At 41.9% G+C, this 24623-nt stretch carries 26 protein-coding genes; 18 read left to right on the top strand and 8 right to left on the bottom strand.

Features of this window, described 5'->3' with window-relative positions; all coding sequences use genetic code 11:
* Positions 1 to 30 precede the first annotated feature (30 nt).
* The gene (locus DSL64_RS18240; RefSeq protein ID WP_115832361.1) at positions 31 to 735 is read left to right on the top strand and encodes a DUF4488 domain-containing protein; all 705 of its coding nucleotides are present in this window, start codon (positions 31 to 33) and stop codon (positions 733 to 735) included.
* Between the two features lie 365 nt (positions 736 to 1100).
* Here the strand turns inward: DSL64_RS18240 and lptB are convergent, their stop codons facing one another.
* Positions 1101 to 1835 carry an LPS export ABC transporter ATP-binding protein gene (gene lptB, locus DSL64_RS18235; RefSeq protein ID WP_115832360.1) on the bottom strand — a complete coding sequence of 245 codons (735 nt, stop codon included), beginning with the start codon at positions 1833 to 1835 and terminating at the stop codon, positions 1101 to 1103.
* Between the two features lie 35 nt (positions 1836 to 1870).
* The gene (gene recJ / locus DSL64_RS18230; protein WP_115832359.1) at positions 1871 to 3583 is read right to left on the bottom strand and encodes a single-stranded-DNA-specific exonuclease RecJ; all 1713 of its coding nucleotides are present in this window, start codon (positions 3581 to 3583) and stop codon (positions 1871 to 1873) included.
* A gap of 123 nt (positions 3584 to 3706) precedes the next feature.
* On the opposite strand from recJ, the gene ruvX reads away from it, so the two are divergent.
* From ruvX to DSL64_RS18215, 3 genes are read left to right on the top strand one after another with little or no spacing between them, the layout of a single operon-like run.
* Positions 3707 to 4120, top strand: a complete 414-nt coding sequence (gene ruvX / locus DSL64_RS18225; protein WP_115832358.1) for a Holliday junction resolvase RuvX — start codon at positions 3707 to 3709, stop codon at positions 4118 to 4120.
* 49 nt (positions 4121 to 4169) lie between these two features.
* Positions 4170 to 4757, top strand: coding sequence for a peptide deformylase (def, locus tag DSL64_RS18220; protein WP_115832357.1), 588 nt, complete (start codon positions 4170 to 4172; stop codon positions 4755 to 4757).
* A gap of 12 nt (positions 4758 to 4769) precedes the next feature.
* The gene (locus DSL64_RS18215; RefSeq protein ID WP_115832356.1) at positions 4770 to 5555 is read left to right on the top strand and encodes an amidohydrolase; all 786 of its coding nucleotides are present in this window, start codon (positions 4770 to 4772) and stop codon (positions 5553 to 5555) included.
* Here the strand turns inward: DSL64_RS18215 and gatC are convergent.
* Entirely contained in the window at positions 5545 to 5832 is a 288-nt protein-coding gene (gatC, locus tag DSL64_RS18210; RefSeq protein ID WP_115832355.1) for an Asp-tRNA(Asn)/Glu-tRNA(Gln) amidotransferase subunit GatC, read from the bottom strand. The genes DSL64_RS18215 and gatC overlap by 11 nt on opposite strands.
* A gap of 629 nt (positions 5833 to 6461) precedes the next feature.
* Between gatC and DSL64_RS18205 the strand changes: the two genes are divergently transcribed.
* The 7 genes from DSL64_RS18205 to DSL64_RS18175 all read left to right on the top strand — a co-directional run bounded on the left by DSL64_RS18205 (position 6462) and on the right by DSL64_RS18175 (position 12430).
* On the top strand, positions 6462 to 7301 hold the full coding sequence (locus DSL64_RS18205; protein WP_115832354.1) for a MotA/TolQ/ExbB proton channel family protein: 840 nt from the start codon (positions 6462 to 6464) through the stop codon (positions 7299 to 7301).
* A 64-nt stretch (positions 7302 to 7365) separates the two neighbouring features.
* On the top strand, positions 7366 to 7977 hold the full coding sequence (locus tag DSL64_RS18200) for an ExbD/TolR family protein (RefSeq protein WP_115832353.1): 612 nt from the start codon (positions 7366 to 7368) through the stop codon (positions 7975 to 7977).
* A gap of 34 nt (positions 7978 to 8011) precedes the next feature.
* On the top strand, positions 8012 to 8593 hold the full coding sequence (locus DSL64_RS18195; protein WP_115832352.1) for an ExbD/TolR family protein: 582 nt from the start codon (positions 8012 to 8014) through the stop codon (positions 8591 to 8593).
* Between the two features lie 25 nt (positions 8594 to 8618).
* Positions 8619 to 9443 (top strand): energy transducer TonB, encoded by an 825-nt coding sequence (locus DSL64_RS18190; RefSeq protein WP_115832351.1) that lies wholly within the window; start codon positions 8619 to 8621, stop codon positions 9441 to 9443.
* A 3-nt stretch (positions 9444 to 9446) separates the two neighbouring features.
* Complete coding sequence (locus tag DSL64_RS18185) at positions 9447 to 9665, top strand: hypothetical protein (protein WP_115832350.1); 219 nt, start codon at positions 9447 to 9449, stop codon at positions 9663 to 9665.
* Between the two features lie 3 nt (positions 9666 to 9668).
* Complete coding sequence (locus DSL64_RS18180; RefSeq protein WP_115832349.1) at positions 9669 to 10625, top strand: PstS family phosphate ABC transporter substrate-binding protein; 957 nt, start codon at positions 9669 to 9671, stop codon at positions 10623 to 10625.
* Between the two features lie 80 nt (positions 10626 to 10705).
* Complete coding sequence (locus tag DSL64_RS18175; protein WP_115832348.1) at positions 10706 to 12430, top strand: tetratricopeptide repeat protein; 1725 nt, start codon at positions 10706 to 10708, stop codon at positions 12428 to 12430.
* Positions 12431 to 12504: 74 nt separating this feature from the next.
* Here the strand turns inward: DSL64_RS18175 and DSL64_RS29305 are convergent, their stop codons facing one another.
* Positions 12505 to 12711 carry a hypothetical protein gene (locus DSL64_RS29305; protein WP_115832347.1) on the bottom strand — a complete coding sequence of 69 codons (207 nt, stop codon included), beginning with the start codon at positions 12709 to 12711 and terminating at the stop codon, positions 12505 to 12507.
* A gap of 106 nt (positions 12712 to 12817) precedes the next feature.
* Between DSL64_RS29305 and DSL64_RS18165 the strand changes: the two genes are divergently transcribed.
* The 3 genes from DSL64_RS18165 to DSL64_RS18155 all read left to right on the top strand — a co-directional run bounded on the left by DSL64_RS18165 (position 12818) and on the right by DSL64_RS18155 (position 16288).
* Positions 12818 to 14215 (top strand): BatD family protein, encoded by a 1398-nt coding sequence (locus DSL64_RS18165; protein WP_115832346.1) that lies wholly within the window; start codon positions 12818 to 12820, stop codon positions 14213 to 14215.
* A gap of 7 nt (positions 14216 to 14222) precedes the next feature.
* Entirely contained in the window at positions 14223 to 15302 is a 1080-nt protein-coding gene (aroC, locus tag DSL64_RS18160; RefSeq protein ID WP_115832345.1) for a chorismate synthase, read from the top strand.
* Positions 15303 to 15406: 104 nt separating this feature from the next.
* Entirely contained in the window at positions 15407 to 16288 is an 882-nt protein-coding gene (locus tag DSL64_RS18155; RefSeq protein ID WP_229217136.1) for an FAD:protein FMN transferase, read from the top strand.
* A 50-nt stretch (positions 16289 to 16338) separates the two neighbouring features.
* Here DSL64_RS18155 and DSL64_RS18150 read toward each other — a convergent pair whose 3' ends face one another.
* Together DSL64_RS18150 and DSL64_RS18145 are read right to left on the bottom strand one after the other, a co-directional pair.
* Entirely contained in the window at positions 16339 to 17682 is a 1344-nt protein-coding gene (locus tag DSL64_RS18150; RefSeq protein WP_115832343.1) for a Gfo/Idh/MocA family protein, read from the bottom strand.
* A 32-nt stretch (positions 17683 to 17714) separates the two neighbouring features.
* Positions 17715 to 18698: a formylglycine-generating enzyme family protein gene (locus tag DSL64_RS18145; protein WP_115832342.1), complete on the bottom strand. Its 984-nt coding sequence runs from the start codon at positions 18696 to 18698 to the stop codon at positions 17715 to 17717.
* 137 nt (positions 18699 to 18835) lie between these two features.
* On the opposite strand from DSL64_RS18145, the gene DSL64_RS18140 reads away from it, so the two are divergent.
* Together DSL64_RS18140 and DSL64_RS18135 are read left to right on the top strand one after the other, a co-directional pair.
* Positions 18836 to 20719: an ABC-F family ATP-binding cassette domain-containing protein gene (locus DSL64_RS18140; protein ID WP_115832341.1), complete on the top strand. Its 1884-nt coding sequence runs from the start codon at positions 18836 to 18838 to the stop codon at positions 20717 to 20719.
* Positions 20720 to 20768: 49 nt separating this feature from the next.
* Entirely contained in the window at positions 20769 to 21398 is a 630-nt protein-coding gene (locus tag DSL64_RS18135; protein ID WP_115832340.1) for a DedA family protein, read from the top strand.
* Here the strand turns inward: DSL64_RS18135 and DSL64_RS18130 are convergent.
* Positions 21395 to 21919, bottom strand: coding sequence for a gamma carbonic anhydrase family protein (locus DSL64_RS18130; protein ID WP_115832339.1), 525 nt, complete (start codon positions 21917 to 21919; stop codon positions 21395 to 21397). The two genes, DSL64_RS18135 and DSL64_RS18130, sit on opposite strands and share 4 nt — an antisense overlap.
* 131 nt (positions 21920 to 22050) lie before the next feature.
* Between DSL64_RS18130 and DSL64_RS18125 the strand changes: the two genes are divergently transcribed.
* Positions 22051 to 22611 carry a YqgE/AlgH family protein gene (locus DSL64_RS18125; protein ID WP_115832338.1) on the top strand — a complete coding sequence of 187 codons (561 nt, stop codon included), beginning with the start codon at positions 22051 to 22053 and terminating at the stop codon, positions 22609 to 22611.
* Here DSL64_RS18125 and DSL64_RS18120 read toward each other — a convergent pair.
* Positions 22604 to 22825, bottom strand: a complete 222-nt coding sequence (locus tag DSL64_RS18120) for a hypothetical protein (protein ID WP_199539438.1) — start codon at positions 22823 to 22825, stop codon at positions 22604 to 22606. The genes DSL64_RS18125 and DSL64_RS18120 overlap by 8 nt on opposite strands.
* Before the next feature lie 199 nt (positions 22826 to 23024).
* On the opposite strand from DSL64_RS18120, the gene DSL64_RS18115 reads away from it, so the two are divergent.
* On the top strand, positions 23025 to 24281 hold the full coding sequence (locus DSL64_RS18115) for a metallophosphoesterase (RefSeq protein WP_115832337.1): 1257 nt from the start codon (positions 23025 to 23027) through the stop codon (positions 24279 to 24281).
* The last annotated feature ends 342 nt before the right edge of the window (positions 24282 to 24623 follow it).

The raw sequence follows: 24623 nt of genomic DNA, 5'->3' as shown, positions 1-24623 counted from the left end.
ATTTTTTAATAAACCAATCAGATCCCAAGAATGAAAAATTTACTGCTATTGATTTTATGTATAGCCTCAGCTGTAGCGTATGGCCAACCGCCAAAAGGTGCCTGGAAATCTCAGGAGCCGACAGGAAGTACTTCCATGCTCATTGTCGCTGATAACTATTTATCTATAGCTTCTTTCAGCGTTGGTAATAAATATTTTGAGCGGGCTGAAGGAGGCGCATTTACTATGGATGGAGATAAGATGACATACACTCCCGAGTTTAACTCGGCAGATACAGCCAAGATTGGCATACCTATAGTATTTACGATAACCAAAAAGGATGGAATTCTTACCATGAAGTACGAAGAGGCGATGGTTTGGATGAAAGTCGATGAAGCTGCCAATGCGCCCATGGCAGGTGCCTGGCACATAACGGAAAGGGCGAATGGCGGAGAAGGTGAATTAGTTAAGATTCATCAGCAGGGAACCAGAAAAACTTTAAAATTACTTTCCGGTACACGGTTCCATTGGTTTGCAATTGATCCTGCTGTAAAAGGATTTTATGCAACAGGGGGAGGTACTTATACAGCGGCTAATGGCAAGTATACAGAAAAGATCGAATTCTTTTCAAAGGATAATAATCGTGTAGGAACTAGTCTTAATTTTGGCTGGAAGCTTGAAAACGGACGTTGGGATCATAGTGGAAAAAGCAGCGACGGTAAGCCTATTCACGAGATCTGGGAGAAAATTCAGTAATGGAAAAATAGGTATTAAGCGATGTTATTTAGATTTTTTCAAAATAATTTCGTCAAATGTTTTGAATGATTCTAAATAGGTCATACATTTGTCTCACTAATTAGATAATAAAGATGAGCGCGTTGATGTGCATTGAGCCGGGTGGTATTATTGGTCAGGAGAGTTGTTTCTCGAAGTCTATTCAAGATGGAGATGAATGCGTATTCAAGAAATGCTGCGAAAAATATAAAAAGAAAGGAAAGCACTGCAAAAAGTGTCCTAAGAAATAGGTTTTCCTTAAAGATAATCTAGTAAATACAGTTCATGGTGAATAATTGTAAGAGAGGGAATGCCGGTGAGCGTTCCCTTTTCTATTTTTATTCCTTTTATACGAACTTGCGTTTCAGCTCGAAATGCTGCCCAAGATAAACACGTCTTACTACCTCATCTTCCGCAAGTTCTTCCGCAGTTCCCTGTTTCAGAATTTTACCTTCGAACAGAAGATATGCTCTGTCTGTAATGGAAAGTGTTTCATTTACATTGTGATCAGTAATAAGGATACCAATGTTCTTATGTTTGAGTTTGGCGACGATGCTCTGTATATCTTCTACCGCAATAGGGTCAACACCCGCAAATGGTTCATCCAGCAAAATAAATTTCGGATCCACAGCAAGAGCCCGGGCAATCTCAGTTCTTCTTCTTTCTCCTCCGGAAAGTACCATGCCTTTGCTTTTCCTTACATGTTGCAGGTGGAACTCTTCCAGTAATTCCTCTACTTTTTCTTTTTGCTTGGTTCTGGGGAGATCAGTCATTTCCAGTACAGCACGGATATTTTCCTCTACGGTTAATGTGCGGAATACCGACGCCTCCTGAGCAAGATAGCCAAGGCCAAGCCGTGCTCTTTTATACATAGGCAGACTTGTGATATCCTTGTCGTCAAGATACACCTTGCCGCTATTCGGTTTCACCAGGCCCACGGCCATATAGAAAGAGGTAGTTTTGCCGGCACCATTAGGTCCAAGTAATCCTACAATCTCACCTTGCTCCACTTGGTAACTGACATTATTATTAACCAGTCTCGGACCGTACTTCTTAACCAGATTCTCTGTTTTTAATATCATTGATTTGTTAGTGCTAATCGCCGGTGAGGGAATGATCAGTTGAACTTGATGTCTTTAAGAAACAATTGTAACGTTTTTTTATCCCGAAAGTTATTCTCTTCAAGATTGTAACATATTGAAAAGTACTTATTATTCAATAATTCTTTGTAGCAAGGTGCCATTCCGAAGCCAATAACAGTAAATGCCGGAGAGTCTTCCTGCTTCACATCAAATTTGATATGCTTCTCCTTCATGATAACTGGATTACCGGATAGCATTACATTGCTGCTCATAAAAACAGGAGTCATATTACCAGGACCAAATGGTCCCATTTGCCGGAGAATATTATAAAACTTTGGCGTAATACTTGCCAGGCTCAGTGGAAGATCAATATTAATCATCGGAACGAGCTGGTCCGGAAGTATACGGCTGCTGACAATCTCATTAAATCTTTTACGGAACGCCTCTATATTTTGAATAGGAAGAGTGAGACCTGCCGCAAAAGTATGCCCGCCGAATTGTTCGAGCAGGTCGGAGCATTCTTCTATTGCTTCGTACACATCGAACCCGGGTACCGAACGGGCGGACCCCGCAGCTTTTCCGTGAGATTGTGTGAGGATGATCGTTGGTCTGTGGTATTTTTCTATGCACCGGCTGGCTACAATACCAATCACACCTTTATGCCAGTCTTCCTTATATAATACGGTACTATTCGCAGTCAGGAACCATTCATCTTTTTCGATCATCAGTAATGCCTCTTCAGTGATACTGCTGTCGAAATTTCTTCTGTCGCTGTTATGCTGATTGATTTCTTCTGCGAACGCATCCGCCTCATCTGTTTCTTCAGAAAGCAAAAGTCTGACAGCCTCTTTGGCATGTTTGATCCTGCCAGCTGCGTTGATGCGTGGACCAAGTCCGAAAACAACATTGGTAATGTCCAGTGTGCCCGACATGCCCGCAATTTTGATTAACGCTTTGATGCCAGGGCGAGGAGCAGCATTGAGTCGTAAAAGACCGTAATGTGCAAGTATCCGGTTTTCACCTGTAATAGGGACAATATCAGCTGCAATGCTGACAACCAGTAAATCCAGATATTCGAAAAGGATATTCTGATCAATTTGCTGATGGATACAAAATGCCTGTAACAGCTTAAAGCCAACCCCGCAGCCTGTAAGTTCTTTATAAGGATAGAGACAGTCTTCACGTTTGGGATCCAGAACCGCCTCGGCAGGAGGAAGTTCATCGCCCGGCCGGTGGTGATCGCATATAATGAAGTCGATTCCCCTTTTCTTTGCTTCTGTTACCTTGTCAACGGATTTTATACCACAGTCCAGTGTCACAATAAGTGTATAGCCATTCTCTTGTGCCCAGTCAATGCTCTGCCACGAAACACCGTATCCTTCATTATATCTGTCGGGTATGTAGTAGTCGAGTTGCTCATATATCCTACTGAGAAAACCGTAGAAGACAGTTACAGACGTCGTGCCGTCAACATCATAATCTCCGTATACCAAAATCTTTTCATTATTCGCAATAGCTTTTGCCAGGCGCTGAACGGCAAGATCCATATCCTGCATCAGGTAAGGATCGTGAAGTTTGGAAAGATCCGGGCGGAAAAACTGTCTGGAATCTTCAAAATCCCGGATACCCCTTTGAGTCAGTAAAGTAGCCAAAGCAGAATCTATTTTTAAGGATTCAGTCAGTTCGTTTACTATATTAATCTGCTCAGGAGTGAGATCGGGGTGGTTTATCCAGCGTTTGTCAATCATGCCACAAAGATAATGTTAATATATAATGTGTGCAGCAAAATATGGCTTAGTGATGCTCATGAGGGAGAAAGCTAGTCGAAAGGTCTTATCTTTGCAAGTAATTAGTTTTAATTAACATATAAGATGCCACGTCTGTTAGCAATCGATTACGGTGCAAAAAGAACAGGTCTTGCTGTAACGGATCCATTGCAAATCATTGCAACGGCGCTCGAAACAGTAAGAACGCACGACCTCATTGATTTTCTTAAAAGTTATAAGGAGAAAGAGGACGTAGAAGGATTTATTGTAGGAATGCCCCGCAAGCTTGACAATACGGATAGCGAGAACGCGGCAAGGGTAAGGGTCTTTGTCAAGCAATTGGAAAAGGTATTTCCCGGCACACCGGTTCACCTTCACGACGAACGATTTACTTCGTCGATGGCTTTGCAATCTATGATAGCCAGTGGCTCAAAAAAAAGTGACAGAAGAGATAAAGGTAATATCGATAAGATTAGCGCTACCATTATTCTCCAGTCTTACATGGAAAGCCGGCGCTAAGGGTCGTGCTCCATCTGTTTTGTTTACAATTAAATAGTATATAAGAAAAATGATTTATCCTGTTGTAGCCTACGGCGATCCGATACTTAGAAAACCAACCCGTTTTATTGAAAAGGACGAGCTGGATCTCAAAAAGCTGTCTGATGATATGTTTGAAACAATGTACTCAGCGAATGGTGTAGGACTTGCTGCACCTCAGATTGGTTTGAACGTTCGCATATTCGTTGTTGATGCAACTCCGTTTAGCGAAAAGGAGGAGGATGATGAGGACGAAGATGTCGATTTGTCGCTTGCCGATTTCAAAAAAACATTTATCAATCCTGAAATATTGGAAGAGAGTGGTAAAGAGTGGGCCTTTGAGGAGGGGTGTCTGAGTATTCCTGGTATCAGAGGCGATGTTTACAGACCTGAGAAATTGGTGATCCGTTACAGAGATACCGATTGGAACGAGTACACTGAGGAATATAGCGGTATGGCAGCAAGAATCATTCAGCATGAATATGATCATTTGTTGGGTAAGTTGTTTGTAGACTATCTGCCAACTTTGAAAAAACAGCTGATTAAAAAGAGATTGTCAGATATAATGAAGGGAAATGTGGATGCTGATTACCGCATGAAATTTCCAGGGCGTAAATAATCCCGATTCATCATGAAAGAATCGCTGGCAATAGCCATAATTCAGGCAGATCTGTACTGGGAAGATGTCACGGCCAATTTAGCTTCCCTGGAAGAAACGATTGCGACCTTTGATAAACCGGTGGATGTGATTGTACTTCCGGAAATGTTCAACACAGGGTTTACCATGAATGTGGCTTTTGCTGAGCCAATGAATCTGACAACAACCCGTTGGATGAAACAAATCGCCCGACAAACGGATGCACTGGTCATTGGTAGTTTCGCTGTAAGAGAAGGTGAAAATTATTTCAACAGGCTTTTGTATGCCTACCCGGATGGTGGCCATGATGTCTATGACAAGCGCCATCTTTTCAGAATGGGTGAAGAGCATAAAACCTATTCAGGGGGTAGCGTCAATAATCAGATTGCCTGGAAGGGTTGGAATATCCGGGCGCTGATATGTTACGATCTCAGATTTCCGGTCTGGAGTCGCAATGCGGCTGCAAATCCATACGACCTGCTTATATATGTAGCCAACTGGCCTGCCAGGAGGGTAAGTGCCTGGAATACATTATTAAAGGCAAGGGCTATCGAGAATCAAAGTTATGTGGTAGGAGTAAACAGGCTGGGGGTTGATGGTCATGGGACTGATCATAACGGGAACTCCGTTGTCAATGATTTTTTAGGAGAATCCATAGCTATGATGGGAGAGTCAGCCGGATACAAAATTATAAGTATATCAAAACAGCATCTGGATAACTATAGGAAATCATTTCCGGCATACCTGGATGCTGACTCATTCGAGTTGCTTACTCAATAACTTTGGGTACCATTATATAGGATGAATTTTTAGTAGGGGCATTTGCAAGAGCCTCGTTGCGGAGGAGCGTATTTTTGCCATCATCCTGGCGCCAGTTGTTTGCTTCATCCATTACGTGAATCAGTGGCTCAACTCCATCTGTATCCACTTCATTCAGCTGTTCCATCCAGGAAAGAACAGAGTCCATGCTTTTTAGTAATGACGCTTCTTCCTCCGGTTTAATTTGTAGCCTGGATAAGTGAGCTATTTTTTGCAAAGATTCCCTATCTATCTTCATTTTCGTGTTAAGAATGTGTTAAGTTCTCGTCAGGTATTATTGTGAAAGTCAAAATTATGACATTTTTGCCAATCCTTAGCCCGGATGGGAAGGAGAATTTAGAAAACAACATACCTTATACGTCCGTAAAAGGCGTTATAAGTATTCATACGAAAAGTACATAATTAAAAGAGTATAATTTTTTAGTGGTGTAATTATAAAAATCGGACACAAAAGAGTGAATCCCGGGGAAATAATATTTGCTTTTAGTGTCCATTATTAAAATTTTTTACGCCTTTTGGGGTGTGTATAAAAAATAAGCTGCACATATCTATTTGAAAGAGTGCAATTTTAGTTTGTTTGAAATATTGCAATATAATGCTGTTTATCAGCGTGAATGATAGCAAGATGGTGATTTGCGTTCTCGTTAACATTCTTCAAAATATACAATTATTAAACGATAAGAAAAAAAACTGACCAAAAAAACAGCTGAAAAGCTTGCTTTTTTTTAAAAGGAAAACTCATACTTTTGTGAAAGTCGATAAGATTAGAGGTCAACCGAAATTTTATTTTACAAAAGTCATTTTAAACCAAAACTTTTATTTAATTCACAACCAATAATCTCAATTTAACCTTTAAAAGTAAGTCTGATGGAAAAGAAAGCTACAAGTCCGGCACCAGCACCAAAAGCTGCAGCAGCAGCATCAAAAGGCTCTGGCGGTTTAAATCCGGCATTGGTAATCCCCCTACTATTTGCAATCGCTTTGGCAGTTTACACGTTCGTTCTTGGTGCTCCTGAGCACTTTGTAGACGGCGATCACACTAAAGGCCCGGTTCAAGGTGATTATTTCGGTATTGTTCACGAGGGAGGACCTATTGTACCTGTCTTAATGACATGTTTCTTGGTTGTACTTGTTTTCACAATCGAGCGTATGATTACAATTGGTAAAGCAAACGGAACAGGAAGTATTGATTCATTCGTTCGCAAAATCAAAAGCCTTTTGGATAAAAACCAAATCGACGAGGCTATCAAAGAATGCGACAAGCAAAAAGGATCAGTTGGTAACGTTATTAAAGCTGGTTTGTTGAAATACAAGCAACTTGCTAACGAAACTCAACTTGACAAAGAGCAAAAACTTGCTGCTCTGCAGAAAGAAGTTGACGAAGCTACTACGCTTGAATTGCCAATGCTTCAGAAAAACCTTACTGTTATTGCAACGCTTGCCGGTGCATCTACACTTATCGCCCTTCTTGGAACTGTACTTGGTATGATCCGTGCATTTGCTGCTCTTGGAGCATCAGGAGCTTCTGATTCAGGTGCACTTGCAGCGGGTATCTCTGAGGCCCTTATCAACACTGCGATTGGTATCGGTACTTCTGCTATTGCAACTATCTCTTATGCTTATTTGAACAGTCGTGTTGACGACTTGACTTATAGTATTGACGAAATCGGTTTGAGCATTCAGCAAAACTTTGCTGCTCATTATTAATAGTTTGAAACTATTAATATATAATTTTCGTTAATATTAAAAAAACTTATATATTTGTAAAACCATGGGAGTAGTTAAGCCTAAGAAACACCCACCGCATACTGATATGACAGCGATGACGGATGTGGCGTTCTTGCTGCTGACCTTCTTTATCATGACGGCGACATTTAAGACGAACGATGCGGAGATTACTACTCCAACATCTATTTCGCAGATCAAGGTGCCAGATGATGAGTTGATGGTTATCAGTATTGATAAAGACGGCAAGGTTTACTTTGGCGTAGATGCAAAGCCGACGCGTATCGCAATGTTGGATAACATTTCTCAAACCAAGGGTATATCATTTACGGATGTTGAGAAGGCAAAGTTTTCTATCCAGACAAGCTTTGGTCTTCCGATCAATCAGATTAAGCCCTGGTTGAATATGCCAAAAGAGCAAATGACTTCTGTAAAGCAACCTGGTATTCCTACCGATTCGACAGGAACCAGCGAACTTGCAGACTGGGTTTATGCCGCAAGAAAGGCCAACCCGGCGTTGAGAATAGCCCTGAAGGGTGATAACATAGCTAAGTTTCCTAAGTTTAAGGATGTGTTGGCTAACCTTCAGTCGCAGAATATCAACAAGTTCTCTCTGATTACTGGTAGCGAGGATGCTCCTGCAGGTTTCAAGGAATAATAAAGTATAACTGTTTCACTTTTAAAGTTATAACATGGCAGCTATTGAAGAATCCGGTGGCGGTGGTGGTAAAGGTGATGGTAAGGTTAGAGGTAAAAAGATGTCAACAAGGGTCGATATGACCCCGATGGTGGATCTTGGATTTCTACTGATAACCTTCTTCATGCTTGCCACTACGATGAGTAAGCCAACGGCAATGTCTGTGTTTTTTCCTGACAAGCAGGATAAGACTGAAGAGGAGCAAACTGAGCCATTGAAAGCATCAAAAGTATTGACACTGTTTATGGGTGCGAACGATGATGTTTACTATCTGGATGGTGTTGCCGCAGACGATGAGAATGCACAGGCTTCTCTTAAAACAACCCGTTATGGTACGGAATTAAGAGATGTAATTTTTGCTTCGCAGAAGCGTATCAACGCTGCGAATCCAAAGGACGATAAGGGGAACGAAGCATTTGTGGTTGTAATTAAACCAACGGATGTATCTTCTTACAAAAACATGGTGGACGTATTGGATGAGATGGCTATCACCAAATCAAAAAGATATGCACTTGTTGACAACCTGACGGATGCGGAGAAGAAAGTTCTTGGAGACAAGATCAAACCTAAAAATTAATTTTAACAATCATAATTAAATCGCCATGGCAGAAGTTAGCCCGAATGCGACACTGGATGATATAGTGTTTGCAAATCGTAATAAGGCGTATGGAGCATTTTCACTTCGCAAGGGTTACCGTGCAGACGTGACAAAAGCTACTTTAATTGGTGCTGCACTCTTTCTTTTGGCGATGTTTTCTCCAGCCATCATTAGCAAATTTGCCAGTGAGGAAAAAGAAGAGTTAGTAGAAGTTGAAGTGGATTTAATGAAAATGCCACCACCGCCTATTGACCCGGCAGAACCACCACCGCCACCGCCGCCGCCAATTGAGCAGCCTAAGGTGAACACGGTGAAGTTCCTTCCTCCTGAAGTTAAGAAGGATGAAGAGGTTCCGGAGGAAACTCCTCCACCAACAGTTGAGGAAATCAAAGAAGCTGTTGTTGCTAACAAAACGATCGAAGGTGATCCTAACGCAAACGAAATCATTGTAGCGCCAGAAGCGGTTGCAGCTCCTAGTAAGGGAACAGTGGTTGAAGCGGCACCAGAGCCTGAGAAAGTATTTACAGTGGTTGAGCAACAGCCTGAATTTCCGGGAGGAACTTCTGAAATGTACAAGTATCTTGGTAAAAATATCAAGTACCCTAGTGCAGCTTCCCGCGCCAACGTATCAGGACGCGTTTTTATGTCTTTCGTTGTTAACGTGGATGGAAGTATTCAGGATGTACAAGTATTGAAAGGACTAGGTTTTGGTTGCGATGAGGAAGCTATTCGCGTTGTGAAAGCAATGCCGAAATGGAAGCCAGGTAAGCAGTCAGGACGTGCAGTTCGTGTAAAATATAACCTTCCTATCAACTTCCAATTGGAGTAACTCATGAAGGAAACACCATTGCATGAGAAGGTCATTGATCTGGTCTCTGTGCTAATGGCTCTGATATACGTGGGAGGAGGGATCTTTTTGATCTTCTCCTCCTCGTCTTTTAACTTCTTACCCATTACAAATGTGCAGAAGTATGCACTGGCTGGCACACTTATTTTGTACGGAATATTTCGTGGCTACCGAGTTTGGAAAAGACAAAAACAATCAGAATAAGCCATGAAAATCGTGTATAAAGCCGCAGCTGTGCTGATTGCGGGAGCGTTCATTTACGCCTGTTCAGGCGGGACGGAAAACAGTCAGGTGGATAATCCTCGCAGGGGCACTGTTACAATAGCAGCCGATGAGTCATTCAGGCCACTGGTGGACGGATTGACGAAGGCTTATGAAGGTATTTATCCGGAATCACATTTCAATGTAAACTATCTTCCTGAGCAGGAAGCAGTACTGCAGCTTTTACAGGATAGTGCAAGGTTGATAATAGCAACCCGTAAGTTGACTGGAAAGGAAAGTGATATCATGAAGCAGCAAAAGGGCTATATCAAATATCAGCATATTGCGATAGATGGTCTTGCGCTGGTGGCGAGTAAAGCGAATTCTGATAGTTTAATCACAATGTCCGAGCTTCGGGCAATATTGGAAGGTAAGATAACAAATTGGTCGCAATTGCCAGGTAGTAATCAGACGGGGTTGATAACGTTGGTATTTGATGATGTAAATGCCAGTAATCTCAACTTTGTCAGAAGTAAATTTGGACTAAAAGACATTAAGAATTTACGCATCATTGCTTCCGGTTCAAATGAAAAAGTGATTGAGGATGTACGAAGTAATCCATTACACCTTGGCTTTATCGGAGTAAATTGGATTAGTGACGGGCACTCACTTAAATCACACGAGTTATCGGAAGGTTTGAATGTGTTTGGGATATCTCAAAAGGATAATCCGGATTCTCTGTCAAATTATTATCAACCATTTCAGGCAGGTCTGGAATTTAAAAATTATCCGCTCTCGCGTGATGTTTACATTATAAGCAGAGAGGAATATTCCGGATTGGGCGGAGGGCTGATGACCTACATCGCCAGAGATGTGGGTGGTTTGATTATTCAGAAAATGGGGTTGATTCCTATGATTCGCTATCCCCGACAAGTGGAGATAAGAACGGGCAAAAATTTTTAATGTATTTCATACAATTTTTCACATTTGGACTTGTTTATTGAGAGACCAAATTTTTTATCATTATATTAACCGGGTAAAAAATGAACAGAAACATGAGAATGAAAGTAATTGCGTTTGTATTCAGTGTCTTAGCATTTATTAATGTGCAGGCACAAACAGTTCAGGATGGGTTGGCTTTGATTCATACTGAAAGATTCAATGAGGCTGGAGAGTTGTTCAAGAAATTGGCTGAGGGGACTCCTTCCGCTGACAATCAGTACTATCTCGGTTATTACTACCTGAAAACTGATAAGTTGGATGAGGCGCAGAAGGCATTTGAAAAAGGACTTCAATTAGATGAAAAATCATATCTGAATCAGGTTGGTTTGGGTGCGATCGCTTTAAGCAAAGGAGATAAAGCAAAAGCAAAGGAGTATTTCGATACTGCGGAAAAGAAAAACAAAAAAAGTGCTGAAACGCTTTATAGAATTGGAGAAGCGTATACATTATTCGAAAAAAATAATGATCCTGCTGAAGCAATCCGTTTATTGGATGAAGCTGTTAAAAGAGACAAAAACCTAGCTGATGCTTACATCGCAAAAGGTGATGCTTTAATGCTTCGTAACGAAGGTGGTCCTGCTGCAACGGCGTATGAGTATGCTTTGACTGCAAAACCAAATTATGCTGTTGCTTATAACCGTATCGGACAGATTTATCTTCGCGGTAAAAACTATAATCTTGCATTAGAGAATTACAAAAAGGCAATTGAAGCAGATCCTAATTTCGGACCAGCATACAAAGATCTTGCTGAGCTGTATTTCTTAGGTCAGAAATATAAGCAAGCTGCTGAGAATTTTGATTTGTTTATACAAAAGAGCGGAACTACAGATCCTGAGGTTGTACTACGTGGTGCAAAATTCGCATTTACTGCAGATGACTATGCAAAAACACTGGAAATTTTGAAAAGTGTTGATGGCAAAATTGACAACCCTATTATCCAACGTATGTATGGATGGGCTTATTTCAAGACTAACGAGGCGGATAAGTCTATTAACAGTCTAAATAATTTTATCAAAGTTGCTCCGGAGAAAATTGTTGGAGATGACTACAAGTATCTTGGTCGTGCGTATAACCTGAAAGCAACAGCTGATGGAAAGCCTTATGATTCAACTGGTGTTGTTTATATCATGAAAGGAGCTGATTTGGATACTAATAAAGCTGACGCAGCTGCAACTTTTAAAGAAGTAGCAATGCTTTACTACGGTGCCAAAGATTATGACAATGCAATTCTTGCTTTCGAAAAAGGTATTCCTTTGGATACAGCTGCGAAATCATTGATCAATGACAACTATTACCTTGGGCTGTCTTACTTCCAGAAAGCAACAAGAACGATTGCAGAAGGTGCTGATAGCGCTAACATCGCAGTTGCCAAAAGAGCACTTAACATGAAGGCGGATTCTATCTTTGGAGTTGTTACTACAAAGTCTCCTGACTGGCCATATGCTTACTATTGGAGAGGTGTTTCTCTATACAATGCTTATGACAGACAAGAAAACATAGACAAAGGTATTTCTGCCCCTCACTACGCGAAGTTTGCTGAGCTTGCAGAAAAAGAAACTGCTGATCAGGCTAAGTACAAAGGATTCTACAAAGTAGTGTACCCATACCTTGCATTCTACTCTCAGACTACACTGAAGGATGAGGCTAAGTCGAAGGAATATTGGAACAAGCTGCTTACAGTTGATCCTGATAATGTAAATGCAAAAGAAGCGTTAGGTTTAGCTGCTGCTGCACAGCCGGCTGCTGCTCCTGCTAAGAAAAAATAAGGATTCAAATAGCTTATAATGAAAGAAGCCTTACCGGATTTCCGGTAAGGCTTCTTTCATTATAAGCTATTAATTTAACCTAAAGGTGGAGATTGCAGAAAACAGTTATTCAGAACTGGGAGATAAACACTGCTATAATGTTCGTAGCACCATAGTTGTAGTCTTTTAACTTCCGCTGGCATCAGCATTCTAATGGCTTTCTTTAACTCCTTTTCAAACAATCTGCGGTCAAAACTTACTTTTTGCAGAATAATTTTAATGTATTCAAGCATGGAGGCCATAGTATTACGTAGTTTTGTGGTTCAGGGGGCCATACTTTAAAGTATAAGCGTTCATAGCATTGGTCATAGTGTGGGATGTTTCTAATAAAGTTAACGAAAAATCTCAATGAAATTATATGTTATATTAAATATATTTTTGTGTTTTTTAAATATCACCTTTGCTCAGGATCAGGCATCACTTGTAAGTGTTGAAATTGGCAAAAGGGAATTGTCTGTTAATGAGCCATTTGTTGTTTCTGTTGTAATCAAAGACGTTGAAAACAGACCACCAGTAATTTTCCCTGATTTCAAAGGATTAGAGAAGAGGAGTAAGTCCGCAACAAGCAGCATTAATACCATAGACGGCAACAAGGTTTTTATTCAAACCATCAGCCAGGAGTATTATGCAGATAAAGTCGGAGTGTATGAGATACCCGATTTTACTGTGTTGATTAATGGAGTAAAAGTAAAATCGGAAGGATTCAGGATCTCTTTTGGCATGTCTGATGGGGTAATGGCTGGGATTGAGAATGAGGAGCAAAATTTACCCGACGTCGATCTGAACGGAGAGGATGTTTTCTTTTCTGTAAAAGCAGACAAAAAAAGTGTTTATGTAAGGGAAGGCTTTTCACTAGGGATTTCGTTATACATTGCAGAATCAGTACCGTTGCAAATGGAGTTTTATGAGTTTAACAGGCAACTCCAGGAGATTCTCAAAAAATTGCGACCTGTAAACTGCTGGGAGGAGAATGTGGGAATAGAGGAGATTGTGAAGCGTCAGGTTCGTATTAAAGGGAAAAAGTATACGGAATATAATATGTACCAGGCTCAGCTCTTTCCAATTACCAGACAGGATATAGTTTTGCCTTCTGTTAGCCTTAATATGCTTGTTGAGGAGAATAGAAGTGCTGTTAATGTCCAGCATAAGGTACTAAGGTCGTTTAAATCAAAAGCATCAATTGTTCGTGTTAAAGGTTTACCACCTCATCCGCTGATGGATCAGGTGGCTGTCGGGAGATATAGCCTTTCAGAAAGGTTGTCCAGTCCTCTGGTTTATCCCGGAGAAAGTGTGAGATACGAATTTAAAATACAGGGGATAGGAAATATTGCTGCGATTCCATCGCCGGTTACAGAGGTGAATTCAGCGCTGGATTTTTACCCTCCGGAAAGAAGCCAGGAGATAAAGCGCAGTTATACGCAGGTTTCTGGTCAGATGACATTTGATTACTTTGTGGTTCCGAGAAAGGATGGTGTTTTCCCTTTGAGCAGGTATTTTCAATGGATTTACTTTGATCCTGTAAGAGAGCGTTACGATACTTTACAATCTGTGAAGAAATTGCAGGTAAAAGGGGAGGACTATAAGCTTGGAAATATATCTTTGAGTGGGTCGGCGGGATTATACGATAATCTTGACGGGTTAGACACAACCCGTGAAAGTTTTAACTATAAAGAATTTTTTAAAAACCTGACCAATGCAATAGTAGTTGTATTGGTACTGGCTATGTTTTGGGTATTCAGAAAGTAGATATAAAATGGGAAGTACGTACGGCAAGATATTTAAAATAGCCACATTTGGAGAGTCTCACGGAGCAGGAATTGGCGTGATTGTAGAAGGATGCCCTGCAGGGGTTCCTTTCGATACTGACTTTATTCAGGCAGAATTGACCAGACGAAAGCCTGGGCAATCAAGAATTACGACCCAGCGAAAAGAAGCTGATGAATTTGAGGTTCTTTCCGGTGTGTTCGATGGAGTAACGACGGGCACACCTATTGCGATGCTGATCAGAAATGAAGATCAGAGAAGTAAGGATTACTCTCATATTGCAGCCCAATTCCGTCCGTCGCATGCGGATTATACTTATCAGGCCAAATATGGGGTACGTGATTACCGCGGAGGAGGTCGTAGTTCGGCGCGGGAAACAGCTGCGCGTGTGGCTGCCGGTGCGCTTGCGAAGCTTATTCTGGCCAATGAGGGTGTGAAAATTCAAGCTTATGTGTCTCAGGTTGGAAAGCTTAAGTTGGAGGCGTCCTACAAGGAATTGGATCTGAATGAGACGGAGAATAACGCAGTGCGATGCCCTGATCCGGAACTGGCTCAAAAAATGTTCGATTACATTGATGGTATCAGAAAGCAGGGTGATTCTGTTGGTGGTGTGGTGAGTTGTGTGGCAGAAGGAGTTCCTGCGGGATGGGGAGAACCTGTTTTTGATAAGCTTCATGCGGAGCTGGGAAAAGCGATGTTGAGCATCAATGCGGTAAAAGGTTTTGAATATGGGAGTGGCTTTGATGGTGTATCCATGCTAGGCTCTGAACACAATGATGCCTTTTTTGTAGGAGATGAGAATGTTGTTCATACCCGTACCAATCACTCAGGAGGAATTCAGGGAGGAATATCAAACGGGGAGGATATTTACTTTAAGGTGGCATTTAAACCTGTTGCTACAATTATGCAGGATCAGGAAAGTGTAGATCAACATGGAGATGTCGCAATCGTACAGGGCAAGGGCCGCCATGATCCTTGCGTTGTTCCGCGTGCAGTACCTATCGTAGAAGCGATGGCGGCTCTGGTGCTGGTTGATTTCTACCTTCGTAATAGAACCAGCAAAGCATGATCATCGGGCAGCTCAAATGCCGGATTTCTCTACTGCTTTCGTTAAGCTGTTTATTGGCGTTAAATTGCTTTTCACAAAGCAGATATACTTTTGAAAGGGGACTGATGGGATCCCCTTTCAAAATCATCTTATATGCCCCAAATGACTCTTTGGCTAATCTTGCTGCTGAAAGTGCTTTCAAAAGAATAGAAGACCTGAATGCTTCTCTGAGCGATTACAGAGATGATAGCGAAATCAATCATATTTCAGCGCAATCCGGTTCGGAAAACTGGCTTTCTGTCAGTAAAGACCTTTTTGATATTCTGTCTATATCAGATGACATCAGCAGAAAGACAGATGGTGCTTTTGATGCCACCCTGGGGCCGATTGTACAGGAATGGCGGCGAGCAACCAGAAAGGGGTATCTCCCTGAAAAAAAGGTGATCAGTGAAGCCCTGGCCAAAACGGGGTATAAGAATATTCATTTTGATAAAAATTCGACAAGGATCAGGCTTTTGAAAAAAGGGATGCGCCTTGATATCGGAGGATTGGGTAAGGGATTTGCTGCCGATGAAGCAGTAAAGGTCTTAAAGCAATTTGGAATTACCAGTGCCATGATAGATGCAGGAGGTAAACTTGCGCTGATGGATCCGCCTCCCGGTGAGGATGGCTGGAAGATCGTAATTTCCACGGGAAGAGATTCTATTCAAACGATCACTTATTCAAACGTAGGTATAGCAACTTCAGGTCCGACTTATCGCTATCTGGAGTATGAAGGCAAAAAGTACTCTCACATTGTTGATCCGAAAACAGGAATAGGGCTGCTATTCCATCTTCGTACCACAGTCATTTCTCCAAATGCTACAGAAGCGGATGCTTTGGCTACGGCCTTTAGCGTATCAGGAATAAAAAAGGGAAAGAAGTACCTGAACAAATTTCCTGATAACAAAGTGTGGCTGGTTGAGCAGAAAGACGGCAAAGAGCAGAGTTGGAATACAATTCAATAAAAAACCGGAAACATGCTAATGCCTCCGGTTCTTTATAATACTTGCTGGTGTTAGATAACCACGGTTTTACCCGGTACCGCTACAGGATATAATCCATCGGCACCTGGCAAAATTTTGGGATTCGCATCCCATGCAAGCTTGTCAGGGAACAGATTGATGTCCGAATTAAGTGCTTCGTCCCATGTAATCAGCTTTCCTGAATAGGTTGCCATACGACCCATAATAGCGGTCATTGTACTCTTGGCAGCGTTTTCAGCATCTGCAAATTTATATTCTCCTTTCGCAAGCGCTGCAAACAACTCATCGTGCTCTACCTGATATGGATTACCGTCTCCTTTGGCGTCGTGCTGATAAATCACGCCACCTTTATAGTCTTTCAGGATTGTTTTGTTTCCATCAAAGCTATCAATGCGTCCTTTCGTTCCTACGAATGCTTCGTCCACACGGTTCCACGTACCCTCGAACTGGCGGCACTGGCTGGATATGGTAGTTCCATCAGCATAAACCATATCAAGTATGTGGTGATCGAAAATCTCTCCATATGCTTTTCCGGTACGTACCTGGCGTCCGCCTGTTCCCTGAATAGACACAGGATAGCTGCCTTTCACCCAGTTGGCTACGTCGATATTGTGTACGTGCTGCTCAGAAATGTGGTCGCCGCAAAGCCAGTTGAAGTAATACCAGTTTCTCATTTGGTATTCCATTTCAGTTTGGTTAGCCTGGCGTTCTTTCATCCATGGACTGTTACCAACCCAGTAAACCTGTCCGCCAACTATATCACCTATAGCTCCATCCTGAATCCTCTTAATCGCCTGCAGATAGTTATTTTGATAGTGACGCTGTAGACCAACAACAACATTCAGTTTTTTCTTTTTAGCCTCTTCGGCAACCTGAAGCACTTTACGGATTCCCGGTGCATCTGTCGCAACCGGTTTTTCCATAAATATATGCTTGTTGTTTTTTACTGCCTCTTCAAAATGAGATGGGCGGAAGCCAGGAGGTGTTGCAAGAATTACAACATCTACATCCTTTAGAGCTATGGCTTTTTTGAAAGCATCAAAACCTACGAACTTACGATCGTCGGGTACATTCACTTTCAATTTGGTATCCACAGCAGCTCCAGCTGCATTTTTATATTTCTTTTGAGTCAGACTGTTATATGCCTGATCAAGTCTGTCCTTGAATGCATCGGCCATAGCAACGATCTGGACATTTTGCGAAGTGCTCAAAGCCTGAGCCGCAGCTCCTGTTCCGCGCCCACCGCATCCGATAAGTGCTACTTTAATTGTTTCGTCCACAGCGCTGTTAAAGCCGTGTCCTTTCAAAGGATTCAATAAAGCGGTTCCGGCAAACAGACTGGAAACTTTAAGGAAATCACGTCGATTTTGTTCCATAATTATCAGGGATTAAGAGTTATTTAGGTTTTTCAATAATCTTCAATCAGTGTTGGATTGTAATACGCCTTAATTTCTTCAGGAGAAGGTACTTTGACAGGTCGTACCAAACGGAATCCCACAAAAGAGGCGCTTGTCATCCACCATTCGCTTTTTGGCAGTTGCGGATCCAGAACTTTCCATTCAGGCTTTGATGGAGTACGCGCTGCACTTCTCAGATTATCCGGTTCGTCATCCCATGAGCCTCCTCTGGCTGAGGTTGGATATAATTCTGTTACGGGTGCAAAAGCTTCTCCTTTCGGCTTTTTAGCATAATAATCAGGTATGTACTGATCCAGCGTCCATTCCATTACATTACCATGCATGTCGTATAGTCCCCATGCATTTGGTTTCTTCTGTCCGATTTTTTTGTAGGAAGCATCACTGTTTTTAGTGAACCAGGCATATTCTCCCAACTTTGAGGCATCGTCTCCAAATGAGTACGCAGTAGTACTTCCTGCACGACAAGCATATTCCCATTCAGCCTCTGTAGGAAGTCGGTAGAAAATGCCTGTTTTTTCATAGAGCCATTTGCAGAAATGAATGGCCGCATATTGTGTCATGTTAATTGCGGGGTAGCCGGCACGACCCATACCGAACGACATGTCTACATAAGGAGGACTAGGTCTTGTACTTGCATCCGTTTTGGCAACGCTTTTTTCAGGATCCGGATGGCGCAAGGCCATTTCCTTTTCCATATTTTTGAAAGCGTACAAATCATATATATCCCAGATCACTTCATACCTGCCAATCCAGAAAGGTTCAATTTTTACTTTGTGCTGAGGCCCTTCATCGTCACGACGATTCTTTTCAGTTTTGGGGCTCCCCATGGTATACTCTCCAGCGGGAATTGCTACCATATCATAAACCTGAGCGCTACCACCAATTTTTTGCGTGTAATTTTTGAAATCAGCTTTTTGGGCAATGGCATTAGAGAAGATCAGAGATGGGATTAGGTAAAGGAATTTTTTGTACATGATTAACAATGCGTTCTATGGAACATTATAACAAAATAGAAGGAGCAATATTATGTTATTTACCGTATGAAACCGAATTTTTTCTCTGATGTTTAATATCTGTTCTAACTTTGTGACACAGAATTATAAAATTGATTATGAATTACCTTTCAGCAGAAAATGTTGCCAAGTCTTTCGGAGATAGATGGCTGTTTAAAAATATAAGTTTTGGTATCAGCAGAGGAGACAAAATTGCATTAATCGGAACAAACGGAACCGGTAAGACAACATTTCTCAACATACTCACGGGAAAGATTCCTACAGACGAAGGATCTGTGAGTATACGGAAGGATATTCGGGTAGGATATCTGGATCAAAGTCCTGCTTTCGATGAGACATTGCCAATTCTGGAAGTGATATTTTCGTCTAATAATCCTGTAGCTCAGACTGTAAAAAAATATGAGCACGCTATCGAAACGGATAACCACGACGAACTGGCGTCCGTAATGGAGGATATGGACAAGTACAATGCCTGGGATTTTGAATACAGAACGAAAGAGGTTTTGGGAAGACTGGGCATACATAACACTGAAAATCTGTACGGAACCCTTTCCGGAGGACAACGTAAGCGGGTAGCTTTGGCAAAAATTCTTCTTGAAGATCCGGAGTTGTTGATTCTTGATGAACCAACCAACCACCTTGACCTGGCAACAGTAGAATGGTTGGAAGAATATCTCAATACTTCAAATACCACCATTCTTGTTGTAACACACGACAGATACTTTCTGGATACCGTATGTAATCAGGTACTGGAATTGGATCACGGATCGGCGTATAGCTATAAAGGGAATTATTCTTATTTCCTTGAAAAGAAGGCTGAGCGTGAAGAAATGGAAGCTGCGGGTATTGAGAAAGCAAGAAACCTGATGCGTAAGGAGCTGGATTGGATCCGTCGTCAGCCTAAGGCGAGGGGAACGAAGGCAAAATACCGGGTAGATGCTTTTGAAGAACTGAAGGAAAAAGCGAGCCAGAAAAAGTTTGATGTACAGATGGAGCTCAATGTTCGTACTTCAAGATTGGGAAGTAAGATCATTGAGATGGAGAACGTCAGCAAAGGATTTGGTGACCGCCAACTGATCAAAAATTTCGAATATACTTTCCGCAGAGGTGACAGAATCGGAATTGTAGGTCAAAACGGTATGGGTAAATCGACTCTGCTGAATATGATCACGGGAGAGTTGCAGCCGGATTCAGGTAAAATTGATACCGGAGAAACTGTTCAGTTTGGCTATTACAAGCAGTCTGACCTTGTTTTTAATGAAAGTCAGCGTGTGATTGATATAGTTAAAGATGTGGCGGAAGTCGTTCAGCTCGGTACAGGAGAAACGGTAACTGTAACGAACCTGCTTCAGGCATTTTTGTTCTCGCCGTCCAAGCAATATGATTTTATTTCGAAGTTGAGCGGAGGAGAAAAGCGTAGATTACAGCTTCTTCTGATATTGATCAAACAGCCTAATTTCCTGATTCTGGATGAGCCTACCAATGATCTGGATATCGCGACGTTGAACGTACTGGAAGAGTTCCTTTTTAATTTTTCAGGATGTTTGCTCATCGTTTCCCACGACAGGTATTTCCTTGACAGACTTGTAGAGCATATCTTCGTATTTGAAGGAGAGGGGCGTATCAGTGATTTTCCGGGGAATTATACTGAACTGAGAGACTATCAGGATATACAGGAAGCAGAAAAAAAACTCGCTGAATCAGGAAAAGCTTCCAAGCCAGAACCGGTTGCTGCACCAGTAGCAGCTCCAAAAGTTGAGGCACCTGCAAAAAAGAAACTGAGTTTCAAAGAGCAGCGCGAATTGGAAACGCTGGAGGCTGAAATGGCTCAGATTGAAAAGAAAAAGACGCAGTTACTGGATAAGATCAACAATGGAGGATCACATGTGGAAGTGACAAACTGGTCTATGGAAATTGAGGCACTGACGAGCAGCCAGTCGGAGAAGGAAATGCGTTGGCTGGAACTTTCGGAAAATCTGTAGTGAATTCCGACTGGCCGGCAAAAAGAGTTAACCCATAATACCTCACAATATGAATTCGATAACAGAGTTTTTTCAATATATACTCAATTCTGAAGAGATCATCCGTACCGGTGGGTTACTGGTGATCACCTTCATCGTTTTTGCTGAAAACGGTCTGTTTTTTGCTTTTTTTCTTCCAGGGGACTATCTGGTTTTTCTGGCGGGCGTATTTTGTGGTACCGGCATTTTAGACGTACCCATCGGAATTTTACTGGTTTCGATGATTACTGCCGCGATTCTGGGCTCACTGGTAGGATATATTTTTGGGAAATATTTTGGAGATATGTTCGAAAACCGGCCGGATTCTCTGTTTTTTAAGAAAAAGCACCTCGAAACTACCAGAAAATATTTCGATAAATATGGGAGCAGAACTTTGATCGTAAGTCGTTTTCTTCCGATCGTGAGAACTTTTGCTCCCATTTTGGCAGGGCTTGTGCGTATGCCTTTTGTGTCATTTCTAATCAACAATGTCTCCGGTGGAGCTATCTGGATACTTCTTTTAACAGGCGGAGGTTACCTGTTCGGTGAGCGCTTCCCTGGGATTGTCAACTACGTGGAATACATCGTTCTTTTCTTCCTTGCTATTACAACTTTCACAGTCATTAAGGCCTATCTGAACGCAAGAAAGGAAGTGAACTAGCTTTGTTCTTCCTCTTTGAACCAACCTGAATAGGTAATATAGTTATTCGCGGTTCGATCAATAGCCGCATTTAATTCTGGTGAAACATCTTTCAGATACCTGGCTGGATTGCCAGCATAAATGGTGCCCGGCGGAACTTTGGTTCCCTGGGTAACAATTGCTCCGGCTGCCACAATTGAGCCTGTACCTATTACCGCGCCATCCATCACGATAGAACCCATTCCGATCAATACGTGATCCTCAATGGTGCAGCCATGAACAATAGCGTTGTGTGCGACAGATACATAATTACCAATAGTCGTTGCAAACCGCTGGTAAGTACAATGAATTACAGCACCATCCTGCACATTGGAATAGTTTCCGATCCGGATGCTGTTGACGTCGCCGCGTATTACCGCATTGAACCAAACTGTACAATTTGTTCCCATTTCTACATCCCCTACAATGGTAGCATTTTCCGCAAACCAGCAATCGCTGCCAAAGACAGGACTCTTTCCCCGAACGGATTTAATTAACGGCATAATTTTTATTGGTTATCTGTCGGTGACAGTTGTTTCAGAGCTCTGAAAGCAGTTGAGTGATGAATGAAAACTAACAAATGTTACCGAAATTAAATATATTTAGTTGATGAATTAAACATATTCTACTGATTATGCCATCTTCCAAATCTGTTACAAAAGGCAGCTTGCTGATTGCCAAACCTTTTCTCGGAGATCCCAATTTTGAAAGGGGAGTGATATTGATGTGTGAACATGAATCTCCCGGAAGTTTTGGCTTTGTACTGAATCAGGTAACAGATCTGTTTTTAGGTGATGTGCTGGAAGAAACAATCTATCAGGATATTCCACTTCACCTGGGAGGACCGGTGGAGAAAAACACGCTACATTTTATTCACCGGCGTCCTGATCTTATTTCAGGAGGCGCCGAGATTATGGATGGTGTTTTCTGGGGCGGAGATTTTGCGCATCTTCAAACGCTCATCAACATGAATACCATACTACAGGACGATCTGCGTTTTTTTATAGGATATTCCGGATGGAGTGCCGGACAGCTTGTGGACGAGTTGAGCCAGGATTCCTGGATTGTCACCAATACATCCTCTGACTTCATTTTTGATACACCCCCCGGAGATTTCTGGAGAGAAATATTAAGAAGTATGGGTGGTGAATACCGCTCCATTGCTCATTATCCTACCGATCCGAGGCTCAATTAGGCTGGTTTAAACCATGTACTGATTCGTAATCAGACTTGATACGCCCCACTTCTGTGGCAAGGAACTTCTGCAATTGGATATTAAATGCTTCTTTGTCCTCTTCGGACAAGCTGCTATACAAGTCTTTCAATTCCTGGTTTATTTCGGCGCGCTCCAGTTCGGAACCTGCGTTCATAGATCTGATGTGGTATCTTTTGAAATCAAATTCGGGCATAATCTATTCGGTTTAACAATACTCAGTGATATTTCCTTCGGCACAAATTTACGCACTTTACCATTTACATCCGTATTTTCTCCGTTTGAAGCTCTTCTCCGACCACTTATGCAAGATGGTTTCAGAATTGAATGTGACGGTGAACGGGAAAATAAACGTAAGTGTTAGGCAATGATATACATAGATTTTTTTCTTTAAAATGAACCGAGCATTCTTCTTTATATTACTGACATTTATCCTTGTTGCAATTGACTGGTATGTGTGGCAGGGACTCCGATTAGCAATCCGTAATTTTTCCCCCGGCCTCCAGCGCTACATAGGAGGTGCCTACTGGATCTTCACCGCACTCACTCTAGTCGCTTACGTGGCCATGCAACTGCTGCCGCCCGATTATTTCGGACGTACCGCGCGCACTTTCGTATTTGCGTTCATTGCCATTCCCTATTTGTCCAAATTGCTTGCAGTACTGGTGCTGCTCGTTGATGATATACGCCGTTTTTTTCAATGGATTGTCAGTTTCTTTTATCCGGCAGCGGCAACTCCTTCTCCGGTAATGGGCGAGCCAACCATTCCGCGTTCGGAATTTCTGGCGCAGACAGCCGTTGTAGCGGGTGCTGGTTTGATGGGAACTTTTGCATTTGGAATTATATCAGGAGCACATGATTACAGGATTCGCAGAGTACGTGTTCCTCTGGCAAATTTGCCAAGACAATTTGATGGAATTAAGATAGCGCAACTTTCGGATATTCATTCAGGAAGCTTTTTCAACAAAACAGCTGTAAAAGGAGGGGTTGAAATGCTCATGAAAGAAAAGCCGGATATTGCTTTTTTTACAGGTGACCTGGTAAACGACCGTGCGAGCGAGGTAAAGGACTACATCAATATTTTTGATAAAGTAAAAGCACCGCTGGGCGTTCATTCGGTTTTAGGAAACCACGATTACGGAGATTATTTCCAATGGGCAACTCCTCAGGAAAAAATGCAGAATCTTAACGATTTGAAAAGAGCACATCAATTACTTGGATGGAATCTGATGCTGGACGAAAATCGCGCTGTTAAGGTGGACGGTGAAGAAATCGGGTTGATCGGAATTCAGAACTGGGGAGCGGGGAATTTTGCCAAATATGGTAATCTGGAAAAGGCTTACCAGAACACAGAAGATTACCCTGTAAAAATATTACTTTCCCATGATCCGAGCCACTGGCAGGCGCAGGTGCTTCCTAAATACAAAGACATTGATATTGCTTTTGCGGGTCATACGCACGGGATGCAGTTTGGCGTAGAAATCGGAAAACTAAAATGGAGCCCTGTTCAGTATCGCTATAAGCAATGGGCAGGTTTGTATGAGGAAAATAACCAGTATCTTTATGTGAACAGGGGCTTCGGTTATCTGGGTTATCCGGGAAGGGTAGGGATTTTGCCTGAGATTACTATTCTTGAATTGGTAAAAGCATAAATTTCTTCTGTCTTAGACTCAGATACATACTGTGTCAGGATTAATTGCGTTAAAAAGTATATCTGCCATTACGTACAAGAACAGGATTATGAAAAAAAATATCTGTCTCCTCTTATTGCTGGTGTTTTCAGTGAGCCTATCCGGAATTAATACGGTGAATGCAGCTCCGGCTGGCACCAAGTCTGAACTTTTCGGAAAAAAGAGAAAGAAATTTAAAGGTTATAAAAAGCCCAAATCCAAAAAAATACTTGGAATATTCAAGCGGAAGAGTGACTGCGGATGCCCAAATCACTAATCCGCAGAATTTATATCTTTTTTGTACAAATTCAAGAGTAAGCATTA

The sequence above is a fragment of the Dyadobacter luteus genome, from assembly GCF_003383615.1.
Classification (GTDB): domain Bacteria; phylum Bacteroidota; class Bacteroidia; order Cytophagales; family Spirosomataceae; genus Dyadobacter; species Dyadobacter luteus.
This window is presented reverse-complemented; position numbering and strand designations above follow the sequence as displayed.